Here is a 20,623-nt window from a genome sequence, read left to right as displayed (position 1 = left end):
CGAAGCCGGGTTTTCGCAGGTTATTGATCCTGTAACGGGTAAATCCGAAACAGTTTAGTCAAATTGCGGGAAATGTTGACGTCGCTTGGCCGCCAAATTCAGCGGGCAATGATGGATCATACCCCGCAGGCGTAGCGCATCATAGACCTCAGGCAGCTCCGCATTGATTTCGCCGAAGAAGCGTCGCAATCCGTCTATACCGTGGTCCTGTTCGATCATGGTCAGCAGCTCATGCTTGTTTAACCCGCCGAAACGCGCCGGAAAGCCTGCACCCAGACCTGGCCGGTAGGAGCCACGCGCCAGTCGGAATCGGTAGCTGCCTTGCCAGTCATCCCAGCTGGCGGCGTGGCGATGACAGATCCGCAATCCCTCCTGCTCGGTCTCGCGGGTGTTTTTCTCGCCGTGCTGGAACAAGTTATGGATTCGGTACTGAATATCGGGGAGGCCGGTTCGGGCAAACAGCTTACCTGCCGTGTGGCTGAGAAAGCCGCCTTTGAGAAAAACGCCGAATTCGGGATAGATCGCCCTGACCTCATGCTCGCGTTCAGCACCAGAGGGGACCATTGCCTTGTAGTGATCCGCATGCCCGGCCAGCGCCTCCAGCGGGCGCATCCGCAGCACATCCGTCTCAGCAGGCAGCGCGGCGAGCGTTTCTGTGATCGCCCGGCTTTGGTCCGCGGCTGCAACATGAGGCCAGAGAAACTCATCCACATCGATATGGGCGACCCAGTCGGTCTGGATCCGCTCGTAGGCGTGGGTCGCGTTCATCGTCTGGCGGGGCTGGTGCATCTTTGGACGCGGCGCCTTGTGCTGCTTCCAATAGCGGTCGTCGCAGGTGATTACCCGAATTTTCGGATGCGCCTTTAGATGTGGGTAGACGTCGGGATTTTCTGCATCAAGGTACAGATGTAACCGGTGGGCACCCAGATCCAGGTGGTAGGCGGCAAAATCCAGGATAGATTTGGCGTCGGCCTTGATGGTGCTGACAAGACCCCATTTCGGTTGGCTCGGCGTGGTCATGACCTGCGATGCGTCTTGTAGCGCTGAATGCGTCCGAAAATGCTGCGGGGATCTTCCATCACCATGCGCAGCATCCTGATGGCGAGCGGCCGCAGCACCAAGTCCCGTTCGCCATACCGCCACAGCCGCGCCAGCATTTGTCGATCCAGATCGCCATGGGGCAGGTGGTAAGGTGTCATGCCAAGGCCGATGTCATCCAGATCCTTGCCCTTTACACGGGGAAGGCCACTGTCGGTGGGTCGCCCTGACAATCTCCGTTCACTGTCATGCAGCTTGATCAGGTGGAACAGCAACTGCAGCCCTTGTCCGCCAAGCCGCTGATCAATCGTGTCCCCATGATCCGCAAAGGTGGTTGCCGCTGAGATCAGCCAGCGCGTCGGCAGACCCGCCGCCAGTGCACCCCCATGCTCCGCCCAGATCCGCAGGAACAGCGCCCGCGCTTCCGGTGGCGCATCCCGGCGGCGCAAGATCGCAATACAGAGCGCATGGACCGCCCAGATTTCAGGATCGCCTGCAAACTCTTCCCGCAGAGACTGCCATTTATGCGCGATATGGTGGATCGGCAGATCCTTCTGCGTCGCGGGCTTGGGGCCTGGATCTGTCAGCGGACCAAGGAGAGCGGTCAAATCGGCATCCGCCGTCGGCAAGGCCGACAGCGGCTCGACAAACGGCACCTCTTTCTTTTCGAGCTGCCGCAGCAGTTTATAGAACCCGCCAGGATAGTTTTCGTTGTCGATATCCATGGCGGGGCTGGTGTCACCGATGATCTGGGAGGCTGGTCTTAGACCATCATCTCCTTGGTCGCGGTCAGTTTCAAGTCCGGATAGTCGCGCTCAACCCGGTCGATGTCCCACTGAAGGCGTGTCAGATAGACCACATCGCCATCATGATCATGGGCAATGTGCTGCTTGTTGGTGTTGATGAACTTGTCGAGCGCGGTCTTGTCGCCGCTGACCCAGCGGGCAGACGTGAATTGCGAGGCCTCAAACCGGACGGGCAGGCCGTATTCCATCTCGATCCGGCTGGCGAGCACTTCAAATTGCAACTGCCCCACCACGCCAACAATGAACCCGGATCCGATGGAGGGTTTGAACACTTTGGCGGCACCTTCTTCGGCGAACTGCATCAACGCCTTTTCCAGATGCTTGGCCTTCATCGGGTCGCCCGCGCGCACGCCTTGCAAGAGTTCCGGTGCAAAGGACGGGATGCCACTCACGCGGAGCGCTTCACCCTCGGTCAGCGTATCGCCGATGCGCAGCTGGCCGTGGTTCGGAATACCGATGATATCGCCAGCCCAGGCTTCCTCTGCCAATTCGCGATCCGACGCCAGAAACAGCACCGGGTTGGAGATCGCCATTGGTTTCTTGGACCGCACATGTGTCAGCTTCATGCCGCGTTTGAAATGGCCCGACGCCAGCCGGACAAAGGCCACGCGGTCGCGGTGCTTGGGATCCATATTGGCCTGCACCTTAAAAACAAAACCGGCGACTTTCTTTTCATCCGGCGCAATCTGGCGCGGTTGAGCGGTCTGCGGCTGCGGTTCCGGTCCGTAAGTGCTGATGCCGTCCATCAACTCCTTCACCCCAAAGGAGTTGATCGCAGAGCCGAACCAGATTGGCGTCATGTGACCTTCCAGAACCGACTGCGGATCAAGTGTCGGCAGCAGCTCGCGTGCCATTTCGACCTCTTCCAGCAGCTGCTCCAGCAGGTGCTCTGGCACATGCTCTGCCAGTTTCGGGTCGTCCAGACCGTTGATCTCAATGCTCTCGGCGATCTTGTTGCGGTCGGCCCGGTCCATCAGCTCCAGACGGTCGCGCAACATATCGTAACAGCCGATGAAATCGCGACCGACGCCGATCGGCCAGCTGGCTGGTGTCACGTCAATCGCGAGGTTCTGCTGGATCTCGTCAATGATCTCAAATGTGTCACGGCTTTCGCGGTCCATCTTGTTACAGAAGGTCAGGATCGGCAGATCCCGCAGGCGGCAGACCTCAAACAGTTTCTGGGTCTGGCTTTCCACACCCTTTGCGCCATCAATCACCATGACCGCTGCATCAACGGCGGTCAGCGTGCGATAGGTATCTTCCGAAAAGTCGGAGTGACCGGGCGTGTCCACCAGGTTGAAGCGGTAGTTGGCATAGTCAAACGACATCGCGGAGGCCGAAACGGAAATACCGCGATCCTTCTCCATCTGCATGAAGTCTGAGCGCGTCCGCCGGGCCTCACCCTTGGCGCGCACCTGACCGGCCATCTGAATAGCACCACCATAAAGCAGGAACTTCTCAGTCAGCGTGGTTTTGCCGGCATCCGGATGCGAGATGATCGCAAAGGTGCGGCGCCGGGCGATTTCTGCTTAAGCAGGTCGGGGCGGTTTGGGACGGTATCGAGCATGAGCGCGCGTATATCAGGATGGCGCGCCGAGGCAAGAAAAACAGGGGGCAGGCCCCCTGCGCATTACCGACAATCGGGGCCGCCGTTTCAATCCCAGATCAGGGCCTGCCCGGCAAGACAGGCAGGCATTGCATCTGCGGGCAGTTGCCCCAGCTGTTCGAAGAAGGCGAAGGCGTCAAATCGGGACGTCAGTTCAGCAATCTTGTCGCCTTCAAAACGAATCATCATGATCCCCTCAGCATGAACAGGCGTGACCCCGTCCGGGCCATCGGATGTCAGCAGGTAGCGCGTTGAGGTCCAGTCGCCGTCTTCCATGTAGTGCAGCATCTGCACCTGCAGCTCACCCGCCAGCTTGTGAACAACTTCGATTAGGACGGGATAATCCTTGCGGGGGTTGGTCAGCCCGTCCAGCAGTTCGGTGTTCTCCAGCGAGGGGGCAAGCATCTGGGCAAATATGGACATGTCGCGATTTTCCCAAACCTCGGAAAACCAGCGCTGCACAAGGTCTCGTTTCGTCATAGTTAGGCAAAGTTCCATAAATTCCAAATCCGGGCGTCTGGCCCATGTGTCGGAATAATCACGGAGATTTCCATCAGAAATCGTAAATTCTTGCCCCGGTGTGCTGAATTTTTCAGCATCTGTTGAGCTGATGCACATCTGTCGTTGTGTCGGTAGCTTTCTGCGGGACGCGCAGATCAGACGCGCGCGGTCACATGACGCGGCGCTTCAACCCGGCCACGGTCTGACCTCTGTCTATCAGCGCCGGTTGAATTTCCAGCCCAAAGGCCACCCGCTGATGGCCCAGCAACAGGCCCGGTGTCCGGCTCAGGTTGTCCTGTGGCAGCGCAGCCCGCGTCAACGGGTTAAGCAGGAGGCTCTCAGCTGCGATCCCTTCGGCGAATATGATCTGATGTCGCTCAAACAGTAGCTGGAAGTAATCCACAAAGCCGCCGCTTTGTTCAAAGATATCAATCCCGTTCACCAGCTCTCGCGCCCGAACCAGATGATCAGGGCGACCCCTGCGGCGGATGTCGCGGCGGGGATGCACCAACAACCGGTGGTCCGGACTGACCAGGAGATCATTTTCATTGTTGAGCGCACCGGCCCGGATCAGGATCGGAGCCATTTCACCAACCGCGCGGCTTGTGCATTGGCCAATCCAGCGCACCTCTTGGGCGCCGTCATCGCGCGTCAGAACCCGGTCCCCGACCACAAGATCCTCAATCGGCCGCTGTGCACCAGTGTCGAGGGTAATATGGGTGCCGCGCGTGAAGGAGACGCAGGCCAGCTGCGCAAGCCGCTGACGTGTGCCCTCGCGCGTTTTGCGCACCAAAGTGTAGCCTGTCTGCGGGCGCAGTGGCGAAAGTGGCAGCAAATAGATCGCTGCAATCAACCCGTCGTCGTCCACCTCGACCAAAACCAGAGCCTCAACATTGGCGCCGAGATCGGGCATCAGTGTCAGCAGGCAATCCAGATGCAGGCGCGCGCCCGGGGTGCCGGTCGCGGTTCCTTCATCTAGGGTAAGGCGCCCGTCCGGACGCGCTGTCAGGCCGATCTGGCGGAGCGGGGTATTGCGGGTCAGTTGATAGACGTCGTCCAGTTGCAGATCATCATAGACCCCAAGGCTATCGCCCATGTTCGCTCCCATTTCGACGCAGAAGTCAGCCGCCGCGAACACCGGGAGCGTTTGGGCGGCAACGGGGATCTGATGCAGCTGTGTCAACATGGGTAACCTAACCAATAGCGGCGCGCGTCCTGCGCGTGTGATGTCCCATTTTGGCGGCAAATGTGGCGAGATGCAGACCAGACGGGGGTGGTTTTGCGAAGCCAGCAGAGCCGGAAGGCAATGACGCGCAGGCACGGGTCGTCTTGCCGCAGCATCGGCACCTGCGGTTGGTGTTTGGGCTGGTCAATACCGGGACAAGGGTGCAAGCTCCGCCGCGACGGAAACGCTGTAGGATCCCGGCTTGCAAACGGCATGGCCGGAATAAGATATCGCGGCGCAACAGGGAGATATGTCATGGATTTGGGATTGGCGGGTAAGCGGGCATTGGTCTGTGCCAGTAGCAAGGGGCTGGGCCTCGGCTGCGCGGAGGCCCTGGCAGAGGCCGGGGTGGATCTGGTGATGAACGCGCGGGGGGCGGAGGCGCTTCTGGCCTCGGCCCAATCCATCCGGGATGCCCATGGCGTCAACGTGGAAACCATCGCCGCGGATGTCACCACCGAGGCGGGGCAGGCCAAGGTCATCGCCGCAGCCGAGGGGGTCGATATTCTGGTGACCAACGCAGGCGGCCCGCCGCCGGGGTTGTGGTCTGACTGGGAGCGTGAGGATTTTATCAAGGCGCTGGATGCCAACATGCTGACCCCGATCGCGCTGATCAAGGCGCTGGTGCCGGGTATGATGGAACGGGGCTGGGGTCGGGTGGTCAACATCACGTCACAATCGGTGAAGGCGCCAATCCCGGTTCTGGGCCTTTCGAATGCGGCGCGCACCGGGCTGACTGGCTATGTGGCAGGCACCTCCCGTCAGGTTGCCGCGAAGGGCGTGACCATCAACAACCTGCTGCCCGGTATCCACGCCACGGATCGGGCGGTCTCGCTGGATACCGGCGTGGCCCAACAGCAGGGGATCTCCCTTGAGCAGGCCGCCGAGCAGCGCGCCGCCAGCATTCCCGCTGGTCGCTATGGCACGCGGCAGGAGTTCGGCGCCACCTGCGCCTTCCTCTGTTCGCAGCACGCGGGCTTCATCGTCGGCCAGAATATCCTGCTGGACGGTGGCGCCACCAATATGACCATTTAACGGGGCGGGCAGATGGCATCCGGTTTCTCGCTGAAGGATCAACTGTTTAATCAGAAGAAGACCCGCTACCTAGCGGGCCTTTTCGCGGCGGCGGATCCCGGATTTGACGCCGCAGCGTTTGAGGCTGAGGTGATGGCTCAGCTGCCGGATCTGGAGCTGAAGGAGCGCATTTCCCTGATAGCAGAGGTGCTGGTCCGCCATCTGCCTGCGGATCTGGAGGCCGCCGCACCCGTTCTGCGACGGGCGCTGCCGCCGCCTCTGGATCCCAGCCTGTCGGATGATGATTTCGGCGACTTCATCTTTGCGCCGCTGGGAGAGTTTGTGGTGCTACGCGGGCTGGAGGCCGCACCGGATCTGTCGCTGCAGTTGCTGTCCGAAATCACCCAGCGGTTTTCCATGGAATGGGCTATCCGTCCGTTTCTCACCCATTGGACCGATCAGACATTGGCCGTGATGCAGGGTTGGGCGACAAGTGACAACTATCACGTTCGGCGGCTAGTCAGCGAAGGCACCCGGCCAAGGCTGCCCTGGGGCCAGTCGGTTCCGCTCACATTGGCGCAGCCCTTGCCCCTGCTGGATGAGCTCCACGCCGATCCGACCCGCTATGTGACACGTTCAGTGGCCAATCACCTCAACGACATCTCAAAAAAGGATCCGGAGCTGGTGCTGGATCGGCTGCGCAGCTGGCAGGCGGCAGATCAGCAGCGCCCGCAGGAGCTGGCCTGGATGACCGCCCATGCGCTGCGTGGGTTGGTGAAGGCCGGGCACAGCGGCGCGATGGAGATGCTAGGGTATGACCCGGACATGCCTCTCGCCGCGACCATCACGCTGCGCGATGATCCTGTGCATATTGGCGGCGCTCTACAGTTTGACTGCCAGCTGGACGGTGCACCGGACGCCCCCGTGCTGGTGGATTATCGTCTGCATTTTCAACGCCCCGGCGGCAAGGTGTCGGCCAAGGTCTTTAAGCTGAAACAAACGGCCCTGACCGGCGGCGGTACACGCCTCAGCAAGCGCCATCCGCTGAAAGCCGGGGCGAGCACCTTTACTCTGGTGCCGGGACCGCATCGGCTCGAACTGCTGGTCAACGGGCGCGTGCACGCTGAGTTGAGTTTTGATTTGTTGCCACCGCAGTGATCATGCTGCCACTGTCGACCCTTGATGTCGCGCTCTGGTGCGCTCCCTTGCATGGAGACATTGGCGTTGATATCTGCAGGCCAATCCCGATCATTTAGGTCGGACACGAATAACGAGGTCGCATGACATCTGCCCCCCCTGATCCGATGCTTGGCACCGACAGCCCGACGGCAGCTGCGCCGCGTCTCGAAATCCGCAATCTGCGGCGCTTTTTTGACGGGCGTGCGGTGGTAGATGATGTGTCCTTGCAGATCCAGGCCGGGCAGGTGACCTGTCTGCTTGGTCCGTCGGGATGCGGCAAATCCACCACGTTGCGGATGATCGCCGGGGTGGAGATGCAGGACAGCGGCGAGATCTACGTCGATGGCAAACTGATCTGCGATACCGTGTTTCGCGTACCGCCAGAGCGCCGTGAAATCGGGTTGATGTTTCAGGATTTTGCCCTGTTTCCGCATCTGAGCGTTGCCGACAATGTCGCCTTCGGCCTGAAGGGCAGCAAGGACGAGAAACGCGCCCGCGTTGAAGAATTGCTGCATAAGGTCTCGCTCGCGCAATATATCGACGAATTCCCCCATCAACTGTCTGGTGGCGAACAGCAGCGTGTGGCTTTGGCCCGCGCGCTGGCCCCACGCCCACGGATCATGCTGATGGATGAGCCATTTTCTGGGCTTGATAATCGCCTGCGTGACGGCATCCGCGATGAGACCCTGACACTGCTGAAAGAAGAGGACGCCGCCGTCCTTCTGGTCACCCATGAGCCGGAAGAGGCGATGCGGATGGCTGATGAGATTGCTTTGATGCGTTCCGGCAAGATCGTGCAGCAGGGCGCGCCTTATAACGTCTACACCCGACCAGTGGATCGCGCCGCGGTGGGTTTTTTTAGTGATACCAACATTTTACATGCCGAGGTGAACGGAGCACTTGCCGAAACCCCCTTTGGCCAGTTTCTGGCGCCGGGCGTGCCGGATGGCACCAAGGTCGACATTGTGTTTCGCCCGCAGCACCTGCGGATTGATTTTGACCGCAACGGACGCGGTCCTCATCCGACGCCCAGCGACGGGGTTGCCGCGCGCGGCGTCGTCAAACGGGCCCGCTTCCTCGGGCATGAGAGCCTGGTTGAGTTTCGTATGGATTTTGACGGCAGCGTGTTGAAGGCGACGGTGCCAAATGTCTTCCTGCCGGATGCCGGGCGGGTGATGTGGCTGACTGTGCGCCGCAACCGTTGTTTCGTCTTTCCAACCGGCGGCTGACGCGATGGATTAGTCCGGCGCGGGCGTGTCGGCATAGGGCTGATAATCCATCAGGCGCTTGCCCGGTTCATCCACGAACAACTCCGGCAGGGGCTCGGCGGCCTCGATGAGGTCAACCCGAAACACCCTGATATCCTCACGTGCCTCGCACCAGGCGGTGAGGGTCCAGACCCGGCCCCAGTATTCCATATGCAACGGGCGGATGACCCGCTCGGTCAGCGTGTCATCAATACGTCTGTAGGTGAGATGCAGCTTTTGGCGCGCCTTGATTGCTGCGCGCAGCGTCGGCATCTGGGTAAACCCTCGCGCTGCGTCGGCGAAGGGGTAGACTGCAAATTTCCACGCATCAGCTTCGGCAATGGTACCCTCGGGCAACACCGCATCCACCTTGGCGGCCAGACTTTCGGCAGCGGCTTTCAGATCCGGATCGGCAGCCTCAGCGACAATCGCCATGCCAAGGTTCAGCGCCTCCAGCTCCTCGCTGGTGAGTGTGAGGGGCGGCAGGGTGATCGCCTCGCGCACCATATAGCCCACACCGCGGGCACCCTCGACCGGCACACCGCTGGCAACCAGCGTGTCCATGTCGCGGTAGATTGTGCGGGTCGAGACCTCCAGCCGTGCGGCAATGTCCTGCGCGCGGTGCAGTTTTCCATCGCGCAGGATCTGGATAATGTCGAACAGGCGGTCGGTGCGGCGCATGTCCTAGCCTTTATACGGGGCGGGGAGGAGGTCAAGACCACCCTCCGCCCCTTGAGCCTGTAAGTTATCTGACCCTAGCTGGCCATGGACCAAACGGACCTCCTCATGACGCATCTTGGCCGTATCGGGCGCGATTGCCGCCATCACCTCTGCCGAGAACTCCTGCGTCATGAAGCTTTGTGCCACCTCCTGTGCTGTCGCCATATCCTGCCAGACCACATAGTCGGTCCAACTGCCATCTGCGCCCCGTGTCAGTTGACGATGCAGAAAGCCGGATTGCGCGCGCACAAATCCTTCGGTGCGCTGCATCAGCGCCACAAAATCCGCTGTCTTGACGCCCTCAGCCAGATGAAAGGTCACGATCTCTGCCACATGTTTGTCCATCACTTGTCTCCTTTTCGGTGTGATACACTGGCAATAGCGCCCCTCAACTGACATAAACCTGTCAGTTGGATTGCGTCACCTCGGATAAAACTGCTTTTTTGTCAGTTTCCGATGCCGCCCATGCGGCTCAGATCTTTGCCGCGCCGGGGTGGGGGCGTAAAACCGTCGTCAAATGACATCTGCGGGCCATCCCCCGGTCCGCACGCAGAAGGAGACCCTCTCATGCTTAATAATATCGGCCTTCCGGGCCTGCTGCTCATCGCCGTTGTCGTGCTTGTCCTGTTTGGTCGCGGCAAGATTTCGTCGCTGATGGGCGAAGTGGGCAAAGGCATCACCGCCTTCAAGAAAGGCGTCAACGACAGCACCAAGGAACTGGAAGAAGACAACTCCGCAGAGGCTGCGCGCGACGTGACCCCCGAGACCGAAAAAGACAAGGTCTAAGCGGCGATGTTTGATCTTGGGTGGACCGAACTCATGGTCATCGGCGTTGTGGCGCTGATTGTTGTCGGGCCCAAGGACCTGCCGGTTTTGTTCCGCAATGTCGGGCGGTTCGTGGGTAAGGCCAAGGGCATGGCGCGCGAATTCAGCCGGGCCATGAATGACGCTGCCGATGAGGCGGGCGTCAATGACATGGCCAAGGGGCTAAAGGCGGCGGCCAATCCGATGAACACCGCAATGGATGGCGTCAAACAGGCGGCGCAGGATATGGCTAAGTCGATTGACCCGACCAAATTCGACCCCGACAGCGAAACCGGGAAACTGGCGGCTGAACGGGCAGAAGATGCCAAGAAAATCCAGGCTGCCACCGCCCGTGCTGCGGCAGACCGCAAGGCGCGCGAGGCCGCTGAAGCGCAGGCCAAAGCGGCTGAGGCGGAGGCCGCTTTGGCAGCTCCGGACACGCCGACAACGCCGGAAAGTGAGACCAAGACATGAGCGCGTCTGAAGACATCGACGACAGCACAGCGCCGCTGATTGAGCATCTGGCTGAACTGCGCACCCGCCTGATCCGGGCGGTGGGCGCGTTCATCGTGGGGATCGTGCTGGCCTTCACTGTTGCAGAACCGATCCTGCAATTCCTGCTGGGTCCGATTGAGGAAACCCTGCGCAATCTGGGCGATCCCGCACCGACACTGCAATACACCAGCCCGCAGGAATATCTGTTCACGCTGTTCCGCATCTCCATGGTGTTTGGCTTTGCACTGTCGTTCCCGGTCATTGGCTTCCAGCTCTGGCGCTTTGTGGCGCCGGGTCTCTACAAGACGGAGAAGAATGCGTTTTTGCCCTTCCTCATAGCCTCGCCGGTGATGTTCCTCTTGGGGGCGAGCTTTGCGCATTTCGTGGTGACACCGCTGGCGATGGCTTTCTTCCTTGGCTTTGCCGATGTGTCGTCGATCTTTGCCAACCTTCTGTCTGGCGCGGTCAGCAGCCTGCCTGCCGATGCCGCCGTGGTGCCGGAAACCACCGAAGGGGTGCGGATCACCTTTTTTGGCAAGGTGAACGAGTCGCTGGATATCACGCTGAAATTCATCATGGCCTTTGGCCTGTGCTTTCAGCTGCCGGTGCTTCTGACCCTGATGGGGAAGGCCGGTCTGGTCAGCGCTGACGGGCTGGGGAGCGTGCGCAAATATGCGGTTGTCGCCATCCTTGTATTGGCAGCTCTTGTGACCCCGCCGGATGTGATCACGCAAGGGATCCTGTTTTCGGTGGTCTATGGTCTTTATGAGGTGTCGATCCTTCTGGTGCGCCGGGTTGAGAAGACCCGCGAGGCAAAGTTGCGCGCCGAGGGCTACTATGACGACGACGATGATCTCGGCGAGGAAATGGATATGCATCCCGAAGATGATCCTCTGATGGCCGAGTTTGAAGATGATGATCAGGACGACGGTAAGGCCAAGTAATCCCTACCGGAACGGATGACAAAAGGCGCGCTGGAAACGGCGCGCCTTTTTGCTTTGGCGGCTGCCCTCTTGCCCGCGCAGCCTGAACATGCTTTGACCCAGGTAACCCACCGACGGAGACTCCCATGGACCAGAAAAAACCGACCCGCGTTGTGCTTTCCAGTGACCACGCCGCGATTGAGCTGCGCCAGGCCATCGCGGACCACATTGCCGCCAATGGCTGGGAGGTCGTCGACATTGGCCCCACGACCCCGGAGAGCACCCATTACCCCAAGCACGGCGCAGCCGCGGCGGAGCGTGTGGCCTCGGGCGATTGCGATCTCGGGATCATCCTTTGCGGCACCGGTCAGGGCATCATGATGGCCGCAAACAAGGTGAAGGGCGTCCGTTGCGGCGTCTGCTCCGAAACCTTCTCCGCCAAGATGATCCGCCAGCACAACAACGCCAATATGCTCTCCATCGGGGCGCGTGTGGTTGGTGACAGCCTCGCGATTGAGATCGTTGATGCCTTCCTCAATGCTGAGTTTGAAGGCGGTCGCCACGCCACCCGCGTGGATATGATTGAGCCGCAGGACAGCTGATCCCACAGAGGGTCGCGCCCCCAAGCCAGATAACCGGAGGCCCAGATTATGGATGAGACAAGCCTGACCCGTATCGCGGATGCGCTGGAGCGGATGGCGCCCGCACCGTTGAAGGCACCGGATTTCGGTGCGGCGTCGGCCTTTGTCTGGCATGTCGCCCCGGACCGGCTGGAGCCTGTGAGAAGCGTCAACCGTGTTGATCTGGACCTGCTCTTGGGGATTGATCGCGCGCGCGACACACTGTTGGACAACACCCGTCGCTTTGCCGCCGGGTTCGGGGCCAATAACGCGCTTCTATGGGGCGCCCGTGGCATGGGGAAATCCAGCCTGGTGAAGGCAATCCATGGCCAGCTGTCACCGGAGTTTCCAGCACTCAAACTGGTGGAGCTGCAGCGCGAGGATCTGCCCTCGGTGGCACGTCTTCTAAACCACCTGCGGGCCGCGCCTGAGCGTTTCATCCTGTTCTGTGATGATCTCTCCTTTGGCCATGATGATCAGCACTACAAAAGCCTGAAAGCGGTGCTGGATGGTGGCATCGAAGGGCGCCCGGATAATGTGCTGTTCTACGCCACCTCCAACCGTCGCCACCTGATGCCGCGCGATATGATCGAAAACGAGCGTTCCAGCGCCATCAACCCCTCCGAAGCGGTTGAGGAAAAGGTCTCGCTCTCGGATCGGTTCGGGCTGTGGCTCGGTTTCCACCCTTGCGATCAAGATGAATATCTCACCATGATTTCAGGCTATTGCGCAGCCTACGGTGTAGAGATTGCGGAGCAGGAGCTGCGCGCCGAGGCGATAGAATGGCAAGCCACACGCGGTGCGCGTTCGGGGCGGGTGGCCTGGCAGTTCTTCACCGATCTCGCCGGTCGTCACGGTGTGAAAGTCACCTGAGAAGGTCGCGCGCGGCTTTGGAACGACCCCACCGGTACATCAAATGGAAAACGGCGCTCAGGGATCTCCCGGGCGCCGTTTTTTATGGTCTGATGTACGGGGGCGACGTCACTGCAGATAGGGCAGGGGATCAACGCTTTCGAAGCCGTTGCGAACCTCAAAATGCACATAGGCCGACGGCCCGTCACGCAGCGCAGCAATCGTCTGGCCGCGTGATACCGTGTCGCCTTTGTTCACTGCGATTTTGTCGACATTGGCATAGACCGTCAGCAGCTTGGCGTCATGGCGGATCACGATGATCGGGATATTGTTTGAATCCTTGGTGATCGCCGCGACGGTGCCGCCATCGGCGGCCTGTACCGGCGCGCCCGCAGCCCCCGCAATATCAATGCCGTCGTTCTTGCCCTTGGCATAGGTGCGGGTGATCTTGCCCTTGACCGGGTAACTCATCGCGCTGCTGGCGCTGCGGGTGGGGGCGGGCACTTCCACCTTTGGCAGATCCTTGGGAGCTTCTGCGGCCGGGGCAACGGTTTCCTGCGGCAGCGGCTTGGTCGCGCTGGGTGGGGTGGGCGTGCTGGTGCCCTCACCGGGGGCCGTGACGGTTGCGACTGCGGGCACGGCTGCTGCTGCGGAGGCCTCCTTGCGCGGTGCCGGACGGTCCTTCAGCGGGATCAGCAGGAACTGGCCTTCACGAATGGCAAAATCGCTGCCGAGACCGTTCCATTCCGCCAGTGCCTTTACTGGCACCTGATACAGCCGCGACACGGTATAGGCTGTCTCGCCGCGTTTCACCTTGTGGCGCACCGGCTCCGGCCCGCTCTGCACCTGCGGCTTGCTCGCCGGAGGCTGCGGTGCCAGCGGTGTGGTGTTGACGGTGCTTGCTGCATTTGGCGTGGTGGAGGGGGCACTGTCGATAGCATCTCCCGCCAGCGAGGCGATATCTACACCGCCTGTGCTTTTTGAAGCAGTGCCGGGTGCCCGGCGGGGCAGGGCGATGATTTCGCCCTGGCGCAGCGGATCGTCCGTCTTCATGCCGTTGAAACGGGCCAATTCGCTGGCGGGGAGACCAATGCGGCCAGCCACGTCATTCAGCGTATCGCCGCGTCGGGCCACGGCCACCTGATAGGACGGGTAGGTGATCAGGCCATTGGAATCCGGTTTCGGACGGCTGGTGGTGGCAGTTTGGGCCGCCTTGGTGGTGTTGAAAGCACCGATCTGGCCGCGCAGATCGTAGTCAAGCGGCGCCTCGCAAGCGGCCAGCACGGCCACCAGAGGCAACGCCATCAGCACCTTGCGGCCTGTCGCGCGATCGCGGCGGGTGGGGTCAGTCACTGTCATTTCGCTCTCCTCAGAACGCCGTTCCCGTCTTGCGGGCCCCCATTATCCCTGGGGCTTGCCAATAGTCCGTCGGCCAGCCACGTGATCCGGCTCGGGATCTTCCCGAACTTTGGGGGAGGGCAGGTCTTGCCTCTCACTTACGTGTCTTTGCCGATCCCCTCAAGCAGGGGAACAAAACGCACCGGGCGCAATTCGTCGTATTCCAGACCGCTGGCGGTTTTTTGAACACGGATCAGGGTCTGTACGGTGTCCGACTGCCCCACGGGCACCACCATGATACCGCCGGTCTTCAGCTGCGCCAAGAGCGGGCCGGGTGGATCCTCGGCGGCAGCGGTCACAATGATTCGATCAAAGGGCGCCTGCTCCGGCAGCCCGTGGCTGCCATCCCCCACCAGCGAGGTGATATTGGACAGATGCAGCTGGTCAAAAATCTGCCGCGCCTCCCGCACCAGCCGGGCATGACGGTCCACGGTATAGACACGCCGCGCCAGCTTGCTCAGGATCGCCGCCTGATAGCCGGACCCGGTGCCGACCTCCAGCACCGTGTCGCGGGGCGAAATCTGCAAAGCCTGCGTCATCAGCCCTACGACGGAAGGCTGCGAAATGGTCTGGCCGCAGGCTATCGGCAGCGGCATGTCCTCATAGGCGCGCGCCGAGAACAACCCCCGCACAAAGGGGCCGCGATCGATCTGCTCCATCGCGTCCAGTACCTGCGCATCCGTCACCCCGCGCGAACGCAGGGCAAACAGAAACTGCATCTTGGTTTCGGCAGTCGGCTCGCTCATTCAATGCCCTTCAGGCGCTCCAGCGCGTCCGTCGCCGTAAGATCTGCCCGCATCGGTGTAACCGAGATATAGCCTGCCAGGTTCTGCGCCGCATCCGTACCCTCGGCGGTCGCGATATGCTGATTGCCGCCACGGATCCAGAGGTAGCGCCGCCCGTTGGGGGAGGTCTGTTCTTCAGCGGAGAAGTGGCTGCCACGCCGAAACCCCTGCGGTGCGATCCGTCGCCCTTTAACATTCGCCGCCGGGACGGGCGGGAAATTTATGTTGTAAAACAATCGGTAATCCGCGTCTTCCTTGGGTTGTGTGTCAAGGATTGAGCGGATGAGATCGGCGCCGTGCTGGGCGGCGGCTTCAAACGGGTTGTCCAGCTGGTTGTTTTCTGGCCCAAAATACTGCGACAGTCCCATCGCGGGGATGCCCTGCAATGCTGCCTCCATTGCGCCACCCAAGGTGCCGGAGTAGAGCGCATTCTCAGCCGAATTGTTGCCCCGGTTCACGCCCGACAACACCAGATCCGGCAGCTGATCCTTCAGCACCACATGCAATCCTGCCAGCACACAGTCCGCAGGCGATCCTTCGGCAGCAAAGCGGCGCTCTCCGAGCTGGCTGAGCATGAAGGGGCGGGTGTAGCTGATGCAATGGCCGACGCCTGATTGTTCAAACGCGGGCGCGACGGTCCAGACCTCGCCGTCGGGGCCTGCCACATCGCGGGCGATCTGCTCCAGAACCGCCAGACCGGGGGCGCTGATGCCATCGTCGTTGGTGATCAGAATTCGCATGAACTGGGCCTCTCGTCTGGCTCTGGCGGGCTGTATCTTGGGTGCGGTCACGCCGATCCGCATGTCCGACCTGAATAAGATGTGGGGCAAAAGGGGGCAAGAGTTTCCCCACTGTGACCGCGCGCAAGCTACCCGGTGACGGCCCCTGCGGCACAGAGGCCACAGGTTTGCCGCCCGGCCCTGAAACCAAGGCGACCGGCGTCCCTGTCGGGCACCGGTCGGCGGAATGTCGCGCGTCTGCGTCGCCATTGGGCGTCATGCAGCCGATGAGCAGCGTTTGGTCAGTCGGCGGCGGTCAGGATCTGGGGCAACAACCGGGCGGCTTCCTGCTGCGGGCTGGCCAGCGCGTCGCGATCCTCGCCGGGGAAGAACCGGGCACGGACAGCGGTGGCCATGGGGTGCGGTGTCAGCACCTGCACCTTGGGGCCAGTTTTGGCAGTCTCAATCCGCCAGCTGTTGGCCAGCGACATCTGGGCCGCCTTGGTGGCACCATAGGCCCCAAAGAACTTCTCGCCCGCGCGGGGATCCTCAAAGAACACGGCCTGACCGGTTTGCCCCAGCAGCGGGGCCACATAGGGGATCAGCACGGAGGTCGCTGTGGCATTGATCGCCATGGATTTCTGCCAATCCTTCGCAGCGACGAAATTGGCCGGGCTCAACGGTGCGGCGTGGATCGCGGTATGCAGCCAGAGATTCAGCTGCCCCCAACGGTCGTGGATGCCGCGGCAGAGCGTCGCCATAGCCTCGGGGACAGTGATATCCATCGGGGCCAATGTGGCAGAACCGCCGACGGATTTGATCCGATCGTCCAGCTCTTCCAGCGCGCCTGTGGTGCGGGCCACGGCAACGATGTGATGCGTCGGCGCCAGTGCCTCTGCGAGGGCGGCGCCCAGACCCCGAGAGGCCCCGGTGATGAGAGCAAGTTTCTGTGTCATGGGCGCCTTGTGCGGTGCCGCGTGACGCGGGTCAAGGGGCCAAAGCGGCGCAGCCTCCGTCCCAGCCCTCCGTCCCAGCTCCCCGTCAGCCGCCAAAGCGAGTCAGCTGCCGGGCATCTCGATCCGCGCAGCTTTGCCGTTTTTCTGCAGGATCAGACCGTCGGCATCAATCGCAATGACCTCACCGCCAGACAGTCGGCTGCCACGGGTCACCACCTGCGTGCGCCCACTGGGCATGCGCACCATGGCGCTGAGGTTGTTGCTGGCGCCAAACAGTCCCAACAGGCTGAGGCGGTTGCGACGCAAGGCGTCTTTCTGGGTGGCATGACCTGCAACATTCGCCGGGGTCTTGCCGCTATCACGATTTGCCATTCTGGTAACTTGGTTCTTTCTCTAGTGCGCTCAGGGCGGATGCTGGTCGGCTATCAGCTTCGCTTTCCGCCGAACAGAGGGGGCGGGGCATGGTGGCAAGCGACTGCCGGTGGTCCGCCCATTGGTGCGCAAGCCCTTGCGCATGGCCTTTGCTGACGCTGCGCAATTGCGCGCAGGCCCTTGAACGTTTGCGGGGGGAAGCAGGCTGGGAAGCGGGGGAACTTCAGTGGGGTCAGGCGTCGTAGATCAGCGACGGCAGATCGTGGCCATAGGCATAAAGCAGGCCCAGCAGCTCTTCCAGCTGCGCACCGACCATCTGCAAATTGTAGAGCGGGTGATCCGGCTCAGAGATCTGCAACTCAGGATATTGCCCTTCAGGCCGCATATGCAGCATCGCCTCGACCGACTCGCTGCCGTCTGGTGGGATGGCATTGGCCAGCCAGGCGCGTTTGCTGCCCAGATCCTCGGTCTCCTGCATCTCGAACCGGTCGAGATAGGCCTCGAAATCCTCCTGGCTCAGCCGCGCCCAAGTGCCCAGAATGAACTCCTCACCACGGGTATCCGCCAGTGGCACCGCCAGCACTGCCCGCACAAAGCGCAGTTTGCCAAGGCGGCAAAAATCCTCGGTCAGCACATCACCGGCCTGAGCAGAGATGGCGGTGTTGTCATGCACGAACATATCTTCCGGGCAGACATCGGGCCGGTCACAGCTGAGGCTCAAAAGCTGGGCAAAGGTCGCCCCGCAACAGCGGCACTGGCGCTGTGAGCCAAGCATGCGGGCGAGATGTGGATCCAAGGGGTCGGCCTTTCGGTGGCGGGCGGTGGTGGTCGCAAAACGGCAAGAGGCGCCGATCCGGTGATCAGCGCCTCATGAGTCGAACTGATATCGGCTGCGCTCTTACTCTGCTGCGGCTTTCATTTCAAACCCCCGTTCCACCATATCGGTGGGAACAACCGGGTATTCGCCAGAGAAACAGGCATCGCAATACTGCGGGCAGGCGCTGTTGCGCCCCTGATCCTGACCCACGGCGCGGTAAAGCCCGTCCAGTGAGATGAACTTCAGACTGTCCACGGCGAGGTGCTTGGCCATCTCATCTTCGGACATGTTTGCCGCCAGCAACTTGTCACGGTCGGGGGTGTCCACGCCGTAGAAACAGGGCCAGGCGGTTGGCGGAGAGGCGATGCGGAAATGCACCTCGCTGGCCCCGGCATCCAGGATCATCTCCTTGATTTTGCGCGACGTTGTGCCGCGCACAACAGAATCGTCCACCAGGATCACGCGCTTGCCTTCGATCAGGGCGCGGTTCACGTTCAGCTTCAAACGCACACCCATGTTGCGGATCTGTTCGGTCGGCTCGATGAAGGTCCGGCCCATGTACTGATTGCGGATGATCCCCATCGCATAGGGGATCCCCGATTGCAGCGAATAGCCAATCGCCGCCGGGGTGCCGCTGTCGGGAACGGGGCAGACCAGATCCGCCTCGACCGGGTTTTCTTTGGCCAGCTCGCGGCCAATTGCTTCGCGGGTCTCATAAACAGAACGCCCGCCAAGGATCGAATCAGGGCGGGAGAAATAGACATGCTCAAAGATGCAGAATTTGGACGCTTGGCGGCGGAACGGGAAATGGCTCTCGACGCCCTTGTCGGTGATCACCACCATTTCGCCCGGTTCAATCTCGCGCATGAACTCGGCGCCGATGATGTCCAGGGCGCAGGTTTCCGAGCTGAGCGCATAGCCATCGCCGATCTTGCCGAGGACCAGCGGGCGCACGCCGAGCGGATCCCGCACGCCGATCAGTTTGGTGCGGGTCATCGCCACGACGGAAAACGCCCCTTCGACCCGGCGCAGCGCATCTTCCATCCGCTCCGGAATATTGCGCTGCAGGGAGCGCGCCATCAGGTGGATGATACATTCGCTATCGGATGAGCTCTGAAAGATCGAACCACGTTCGATCAGCTCTTTGCGCAGGGCATCGGCATTGGTGATGTTGCCATTGTGGGCAATAGCTGCGCCGCCCATGGCAAACTCGCCAAAAAACGGCTGCACGTCGCGGATCGCGGTCTGACCTTTGGACCCGGCGGTGGAATAGCGCACATGGCCAATCCCAATCGGGCCGGGCAGGGTGGACATCACATCCTGCGAGGTGAAGTTGTCGCGGACATAGCCAAACCGGCGGGCACTCTGGAACCCTTCGACAGGATCATGGGTGACAATGCCGCTCAGCCTCCTGTCCTCGGTGTTGCAGGGCGTGCAGGCCAAGAGCAACGAAATTGGAGGCGTCCTGGACGCCGACGACGCCAAAGATGCCGCATTCTTCGCGCAGCTTGTCATCGTCAAACGGGTGGGCGGGGGGCATCTGCGGCATCGGCAAGGCGGTGTGGCTCCGAATCCGGTTGTCAGGATGCCCCCCACATAGAGGGTCCGCCCGCCCATGTCACCAAAGGATCACGGTTTCACGACAGTTGGGGGTAAAAACCCCGCCCGGCTGCTGGTGCTCTCTCTAACGACAAAGACCTGCGAGCGGTCGCAGGTCGGGTGTCTTGCCATGGTCGGGGCTAGAAAACGCAGGGCCTCAGCTTGGCTGAAGCAGATCGTAATCGCGCCCTCAGGCCGCCAGCAGACCGCGCAGCATATCAAAGGCGGAGAGCACGTCATCGCTTTCTTCATCGCGCTCATCCGCGTCGCCTTTACCTGCATCGGTAAGTGCGCGGCCGTCTTCGCTGGCCAGGATCTGACGCGTCTCGGTCAGTGTCAGCATGCGAAACGCGCCGTCGTCGTCTGCGCCAGTCTCACCTGCCACATGCACCAGCATGCCACATTCGGCCCAGATCATTTCTTCCTCGGCAAAGGTGAGATAGATGCGCGCCATCTTCTCCGGCATGGCGGCAGAGATACCGTTGTAGCCGATCAGCGAGACCACTTTGGTCATCGCAGTGGGGATGTCGAACAGGCGCTCCACTGCGGCCAGTTCCAGACCAACCTTCTGATCCGCAGGCAAGGTGAGGTCATTATCATTTCCCAGCGCACCGGCGGGAACATGCACCAAGGAGGTCAGGCGCGGCACCGCATGTTTGACGCTGGTCACTTCCTGCGCCCCGCCATCCAGTGTGTAGATCTTGTCACCGGGCTTCACATCACGGGCCTGAACAAACCCGCGATCCGTTTCCACCATCACATGCGGCAGCAGACCACCAGTGCGTGGCCGGGGCCGGGCACGGCTGGGAGCGGCGGGGGAGACAGCTGCCGGGAAATCCAGCAGAAGACCAACGGGCTGACAGTCAGCAAACGATGTCGAGTGGTCCAGCAGCATGGTGTCGTCCTTCTGAGCGATGTGCCTGACATTCTGTCCGGCGTCTTGTTGA

Annotated in this window: 21 protein-coding genes and 2 pseudogenes; 8 read left to right on the top strand and 15 right to left on the bottom strand. The window is 61.3% G+C overall.

Translation table 11 applies throughout. The annotated features are described in order from the left end of the window. Window positions 1-54: 54 nt before the first annotated feature. The 5 genes and pseudogenes from L0Z65_RS08315 to L0Z65_RS08295 all read right to left on the bottom strand — a co-directional run bounded on the left by L0Z65_RS08315 (window position 55) and on the right by L0Z65_RS08295 (window position 5,137). Window positions 55-1,020: a glycosyltransferase family 2 protein gene (locus tag L0Z65_RS08315; protein WP_405112300.1), complete on the bottom strand. Its 966-nt coding sequence runs from the start codon at window positions 1,018-1,020 to the stop codon at window positions 55-57. Continuing rightward, window positions 1,017-1,763 carry a hypothetical protein gene (locus L0Z65_RS08310; protein ID WP_405112297.1) on the bottom strand — a complete coding sequence of 249 codons (747 nt, stop codon included), beginning with the start codon at window positions 1,761-1,763 and terminating at the stop codon, window positions 1,017-1,019. Before L0Z65_RS08310 ends, L0Z65_RS08315 begins: the two co-directional genes overlap by 4 nt. A gap of 38 nt (window positions 1,764-1,801) precedes the next feature. Further along, window positions 1,802-3,411, bottom strand: a pseudogene (locus L0Z65_RS08305) (peptide chain release factor 3). An 87-nt stretch (window positions 3,412-3,498) separates the two neighbouring features. Further along, window positions 3,499-3,930: a nuclear transport factor 2 family protein gene (locus L0Z65_RS08300; protein WP_123618705.1), complete on the bottom strand. Its 432-nt coding sequence runs from the start codon at window positions 3,928-3,930 to the stop codon at window positions 3,499-3,501. A gap of 190 nt (window positions 3,931-4,120) precedes the next feature. Beyond that, complete coding sequence (locus L0Z65_RS08295) at window positions 4,121-5,137, bottom strand: Hint domain-containing protein (RefSeq protein WP_405112294.1); 1,017 nt, start codon at window positions 5,135-5,137, stop codon at window positions 4,121-4,123. A 294-nt stretch (window positions 5,138-5,431) separates the two neighbouring features. Between L0Z65_RS08295 and L0Z65_RS08290 the strand changes: the two genes are divergently transcribed. The 3 genes from L0Z65_RS08290 (at window position 5,432) to L0Z65_RS08280 (ending at window position 8,598) form a co-directional block, all read left to right on the top strand. Then, on the top strand, window positions 5,432-6,211 hold the full coding sequence (locus tag L0Z65_RS08290; protein ID WP_096870984.1) for an SDR family oxidoreductase: 780 nt from the start codon (window positions 5,432-5,434) through the stop codon (window positions 6,209-6,211). 12 nt (window positions 6,212-6,223) lie between these two features. Further along, entirely contained in the window at window positions 6,224-7,348 is a 1,125-nt protein-coding gene (locus L0Z65_RS08285; protein WP_405112291.1) for a hypothetical protein, read from the top strand. Between the two features lie 122 nt (window positions 7,349-7,470). Then, a complete protein-coding gene (locus L0Z65_RS08280; RefSeq protein ID WP_405112288.1) occupies window positions 7,471-8,598 on the top strand; it encodes an ABC transporter ATP-binding protein in 1,128 nt (375 codons plus the stop codon). 9 nt (window positions 8,599-8,607) lie between these two features. On the opposite strand, the gene L0Z65_RS08275 is transcribed toward L0Z65_RS08280, so the two are convergent. Beyond that, window positions 8,608-9,297 carry a helix-turn-helix transcriptional regulator gene (locus L0Z65_RS08275; protein ID WP_405112285.1) on the bottom strand — a complete coding sequence of 230 codons (690 nt, stop codon included), beginning with the start codon at window positions 9,295-9,297 and terminating at the stop codon, window positions 8,608-8,610. A gap of 3 nt (window positions 9,298-9,300) precedes the next feature. Further along, window positions 9,301-9,681, bottom strand: a complete 381-nt coding sequence (locus tag L0Z65_RS08270; RefSeq protein WP_405112283.1) for an antibiotic biosynthesis monooxygenase family protein — start codon at window positions 9,679-9,681, stop codon at window positions 9,301-9,303. A 222-nt stretch (window positions 9,682-9,903) separates the two neighbouring features. Between L0Z65_RS08270 and tatA the strand changes: the two genes are divergently transcribed. The 5 genes from tatA (at window position 9,904) to L0Z65_RS08245 (ending at window position 13,051) form a co-directional block, all read left to right on the top strand. Further along, window positions 9,904-10,122 carry a twin-arginine translocase TatA/TatE family subunit gene (gene tatA, locus L0Z65_RS08265; RefSeq protein ID WP_040172879.1) on the top strand — a complete coding sequence of 73 codons (219 nt, stop codon included), beginning with the start codon at window positions 9,904-9,906 and terminating at the stop codon, window positions 10,120-10,122. Window positions 10,123-10,128: 6 nt separating this feature from the next. Next, window positions 10,129-10,614, top strand: a complete 486-nt coding sequence (tatB, locus tag L0Z65_RS08260) for a Sec-independent protein translocase protein TatB (RefSeq protein WP_027247619.1) — start codon at window positions 10,129-10,131, stop codon at window positions 10,612-10,614. Further along, window positions 10,611-11,579 (top strand): twin-arginine translocase subunit TatC, encoded by a 969-nt coding sequence (locus tag L0Z65_RS08255; protein ID WP_040177947.1) that lies wholly within the window; start codon window positions 10,611-10,613, stop codon window positions 11,577-11,579. Before tatB ends, L0Z65_RS08255 begins: the two co-directional genes overlap by 4 nt. Window positions 11,580-11,704: 125 nt before the next feature. Next, window positions 11,705-12,160 carry a ribose 5-phosphate isomerase B gene (gene rpiB / locus L0Z65_RS08250; RefSeq protein ID WP_014874188.1) on the top strand — a complete coding sequence of 152 codons (456 nt, stop codon included), beginning with the start codon at window positions 11,705-11,707 and terminating at the stop codon, window positions 12,158-12,160. Between the two features lie 48 nt (window positions 12,161-12,208). Beyond that, a complete protein-coding gene (locus L0Z65_RS08245; RefSeq protein ID WP_405112276.1) occupies window positions 12,209-13,051 on the top strand; it encodes an ATP-binding protein in 843 nt (280 codons plus the stop codon). Between the two features lie 108 nt (window positions 13,052-13,159). Here the strand turns inward: L0Z65_RS08245 and L0Z65_RS08240 are convergent, their stop codons facing one another. The 8 genes and pseudogenes from L0Z65_RS08240 to L0Z65_RS08205 form a co-directional block, all read right to left on the bottom strand. Further along, on the bottom strand, window positions 13,160-14,389 hold the full coding sequence (locus tag L0Z65_RS08240; protein ID WP_405112273.1) for a peptidoglycan DD-metalloendopeptidase family protein: 1,230 nt from the start codon (window positions 14,387-14,389) through the stop codon (window positions 13,160-13,162). A gap of 137 nt (window positions 14,390-14,526) precedes the next feature. Then, window positions 14,527-15,174 (bottom strand): protein-L-isoaspartate(D-aspartate) O-methyltransferase, encoded by a 648-nt coding sequence (locus L0Z65_RS08235; RefSeq protein WP_014874191.1) that lies wholly within the window; start codon window positions 15,172-15,174, stop codon window positions 14,527-14,529. Next, complete coding sequence (gene surE, locus L0Z65_RS08230; protein ID WP_405112269.1) at window positions 15,171-15,953, bottom strand: 5'/3'-nucleotidase SurE; 783 nt, start codon at window positions 15,951-15,953, stop codon at window positions 15,171-15,173. Before surE ends, L0Z65_RS08235 begins: the two co-directional genes overlap by 4 nt. A 281-nt stretch (window positions 15,954-16,234) precedes the next feature. Further along, window positions 16,235-16,888 (bottom strand): SDR family NAD(P)-dependent oxidoreductase, encoded by a 654-nt coding sequence (locus tag L0Z65_RS08225; protein WP_405112266.1) that lies wholly within the window; start codon window positions 16,886-16,888, stop codon window positions 16,235-16,237. A gap of 102 nt (window positions 16,889-16,990) precedes the next feature. Beyond that, window positions 16,991-17,260, bottom strand: coding sequence for a hypothetical protein (locus tag L0Z65_RS08220; protein WP_014874194.1), 270 nt, complete (start codon window positions 17,258-17,260; stop codon window positions 16,991-16,993). 232 nt (window positions 17,261-17,492) lie between these two features. Next, the gene (locus L0Z65_RS08215; RefSeq protein ID WP_014874195.1) at window positions 17,493-18,035 is read right to left on the bottom strand and encodes a DUF2199 domain-containing protein; all 543 of its coding nucleotides are present in this window, start codon (window positions 18,033-18,035) and stop codon (window positions 17,493-17,495) included. A gap of 123 nt (window positions 18,036-18,158) precedes the next feature. Then, a pseudogene (gene purF / locus L0Z65_RS08210) lies at window positions 18,159-19,617 on the bottom strand (amidophosphoribosyltransferase). A gap of 249 nt (window positions 19,618-19,866) precedes the next feature. After that, entirely contained in the window at window positions 19,867-20,571 is a 705-nt protein-coding gene (locus tag L0Z65_RS08205; RefSeq protein ID WP_405112263.1) for a Hint domain-containing protein, read from the bottom strand. Window positions 20,572-20,623: the final 52 nt, after the last annotated feature.

This window comes from Phaeobacter sp. BS52, assembly GCF_045040595.1.
GTDB lineage: Bacteria > Pseudomonadota > Alphaproteobacteria > Rhodobacterales > Rhodobacteraceae > Phaeobacter > Phaeobacter piscinae.
Note: the sequence above shows the minus strand (reverse complement) of the source record. Positions and strands in the feature narration are given on the sequence as shown.

What these genes read in the sequence shown, in the direction of transcription:
- L0Z65_RS08315 (WP_405112300.1), bottom strand. Translation starts at nt 1,020, where the DNA reads ATGACCACGCCGAGCCAACCGAAATGGGGTCTTGTCAGCACCATCAAG.
- L0Z65_RS08310 (WP_405112297.1), bottom strand. Translation starts at nt 1,763, where the DNA reads ATGGATATCGACAACGAAAACTATCCTGGCGGGTTCTATAAACTGCTG.
- L0Z65_RS08300 (WP_123618705.1), bottom strand. Translation starts at nt 3,930, where the DNA reads ATGACGAAACGAGACCTTGTGCAGCGCTGGTTTTCCGAGGTTTGGGAA.
- L0Z65_RS08295 (WP_405112294.1), bottom strand. Translation starts at nt 5,137, where the DNA reads ATGTTGACACAGCTGCATCAGATCCCCGTTGCCGCCCAAACGCTCCCG.
- L0Z65_RS08290 (WP_096870984.1), top strand. Translation starts at nt 5,432, where the DNA reads ATGGATTTGGGATTGGCGGGTAAGCGGGCATTGGTCTGTGCCAGTAGC.
- L0Z65_RS08285 (WP_405112291.1), top strand. Translation starts at nt 6,224, where the DNA reads ATGGCATCCGGTTTCTCGCTGAAGGATCAACTGTTTAATCAGAAGAAG.
- L0Z65_RS08280 (WP_405112288.1), top strand. Translation starts at nt 7,471, where the DNA reads ATGACATCTGCCCCCCCTGATCCGATGCTTGGCACCGACAGCCCGACG.
- L0Z65_RS08275 (WP_405112285.1), bottom strand. Translation starts at nt 9,297, where the DNA reads ATGCGCCGCACCGACCGCCTGTTCGACATTATCCAGATCCTGCGCGAT.
- L0Z65_RS08270 (WP_405112283.1), bottom strand. Translation starts at nt 9,681, where the DNA reads ATGGACAAACATGTGGCAGAGATCGTGACCTTTCATCTGGCTGAGGGC.
- tatA (WP_040172879.1), top strand. Translation starts at nt 9,904, where the DNA reads ATGCTTAATAATATCGGCCTTCCGGGCCTGCTGCTCATCGCCGTTGTC.
- tatB (WP_027247619.1), top strand. Translation starts at nt 10,129, where the DNA reads ATGTTTGATCTTGGGTGGACCGAACTCATGGTCATCGGCGTTGTGGCG.
- L0Z65_RS08255 (WP_040177947.1), top strand. Translation starts at nt 10,611, where the DNA reads ATGAGCGCGTCTGAAGACATCGACGACAGCACAGCGCCGCTGATTGAG.
- rpiB (WP_014874188.1), top strand. Translation starts at nt 11,705, where the DNA reads ATGGACCAGAAAAAACCGACCCGCGTTGTGCTTTCCAGTGACCACGCC.
- L0Z65_RS08245 (WP_405112276.1), top strand. Translation starts at nt 12,209, where the DNA reads ATGGATGAGACAAGCCTGACCCGTATCGCGGATGCGCTGGAGCGGATG.
- L0Z65_RS08240 (WP_405112273.1), bottom strand. Translation starts at nt 14,389, where the DNA reads ATGACAGTGACTGACCCCACCCGCCGCGATCGCGCGACAGGCCGCAAG.
- L0Z65_RS08235 (WP_014874191.1), bottom strand. Translation starts at nt 15,174, where the DNA reads ATGAGCGAGCCGACTGCCGAAACCAAGATGCAGTTTCTGTTTGCCCTG.
- surE (WP_405112269.1), bottom strand. Translation starts at nt 15,953, where the DNA reads ATGCGAATTCTGATCACCAACGACGATGGCATCAGCGCCCCCGGTCTG.
- L0Z65_RS08225 (WP_405112266.1), bottom strand. Translation starts at nt 16,888, where the DNA reads ATGACACAGAAACTTGCTCTCATCACCGGGGCCTCTCGGGGTCTGGGC.
- L0Z65_RS08220 (WP_014874194.1), bottom strand. Translation starts at nt 17,260, where the DNA reads ATGGCAAATCGTGATAGCGGCAAGACCCCGGCGAATGTTGCAGGTCAT.
- L0Z65_RS08215 (WP_014874195.1), bottom strand. Translation starts at nt 18,035, where the DNA reads ATGCTTGGCTCACAGCGCCAGTGCCGCTGTTGCGGGGCGACCTTTGCC.
- L0Z65_RS08205 (WP_405112263.1), bottom strand. Translation starts at nt 20,571, where the DNA reads ATGCTGCTGGACCACTCGACATCGTTTGCTGACTGTCAGCCCGTTGGT.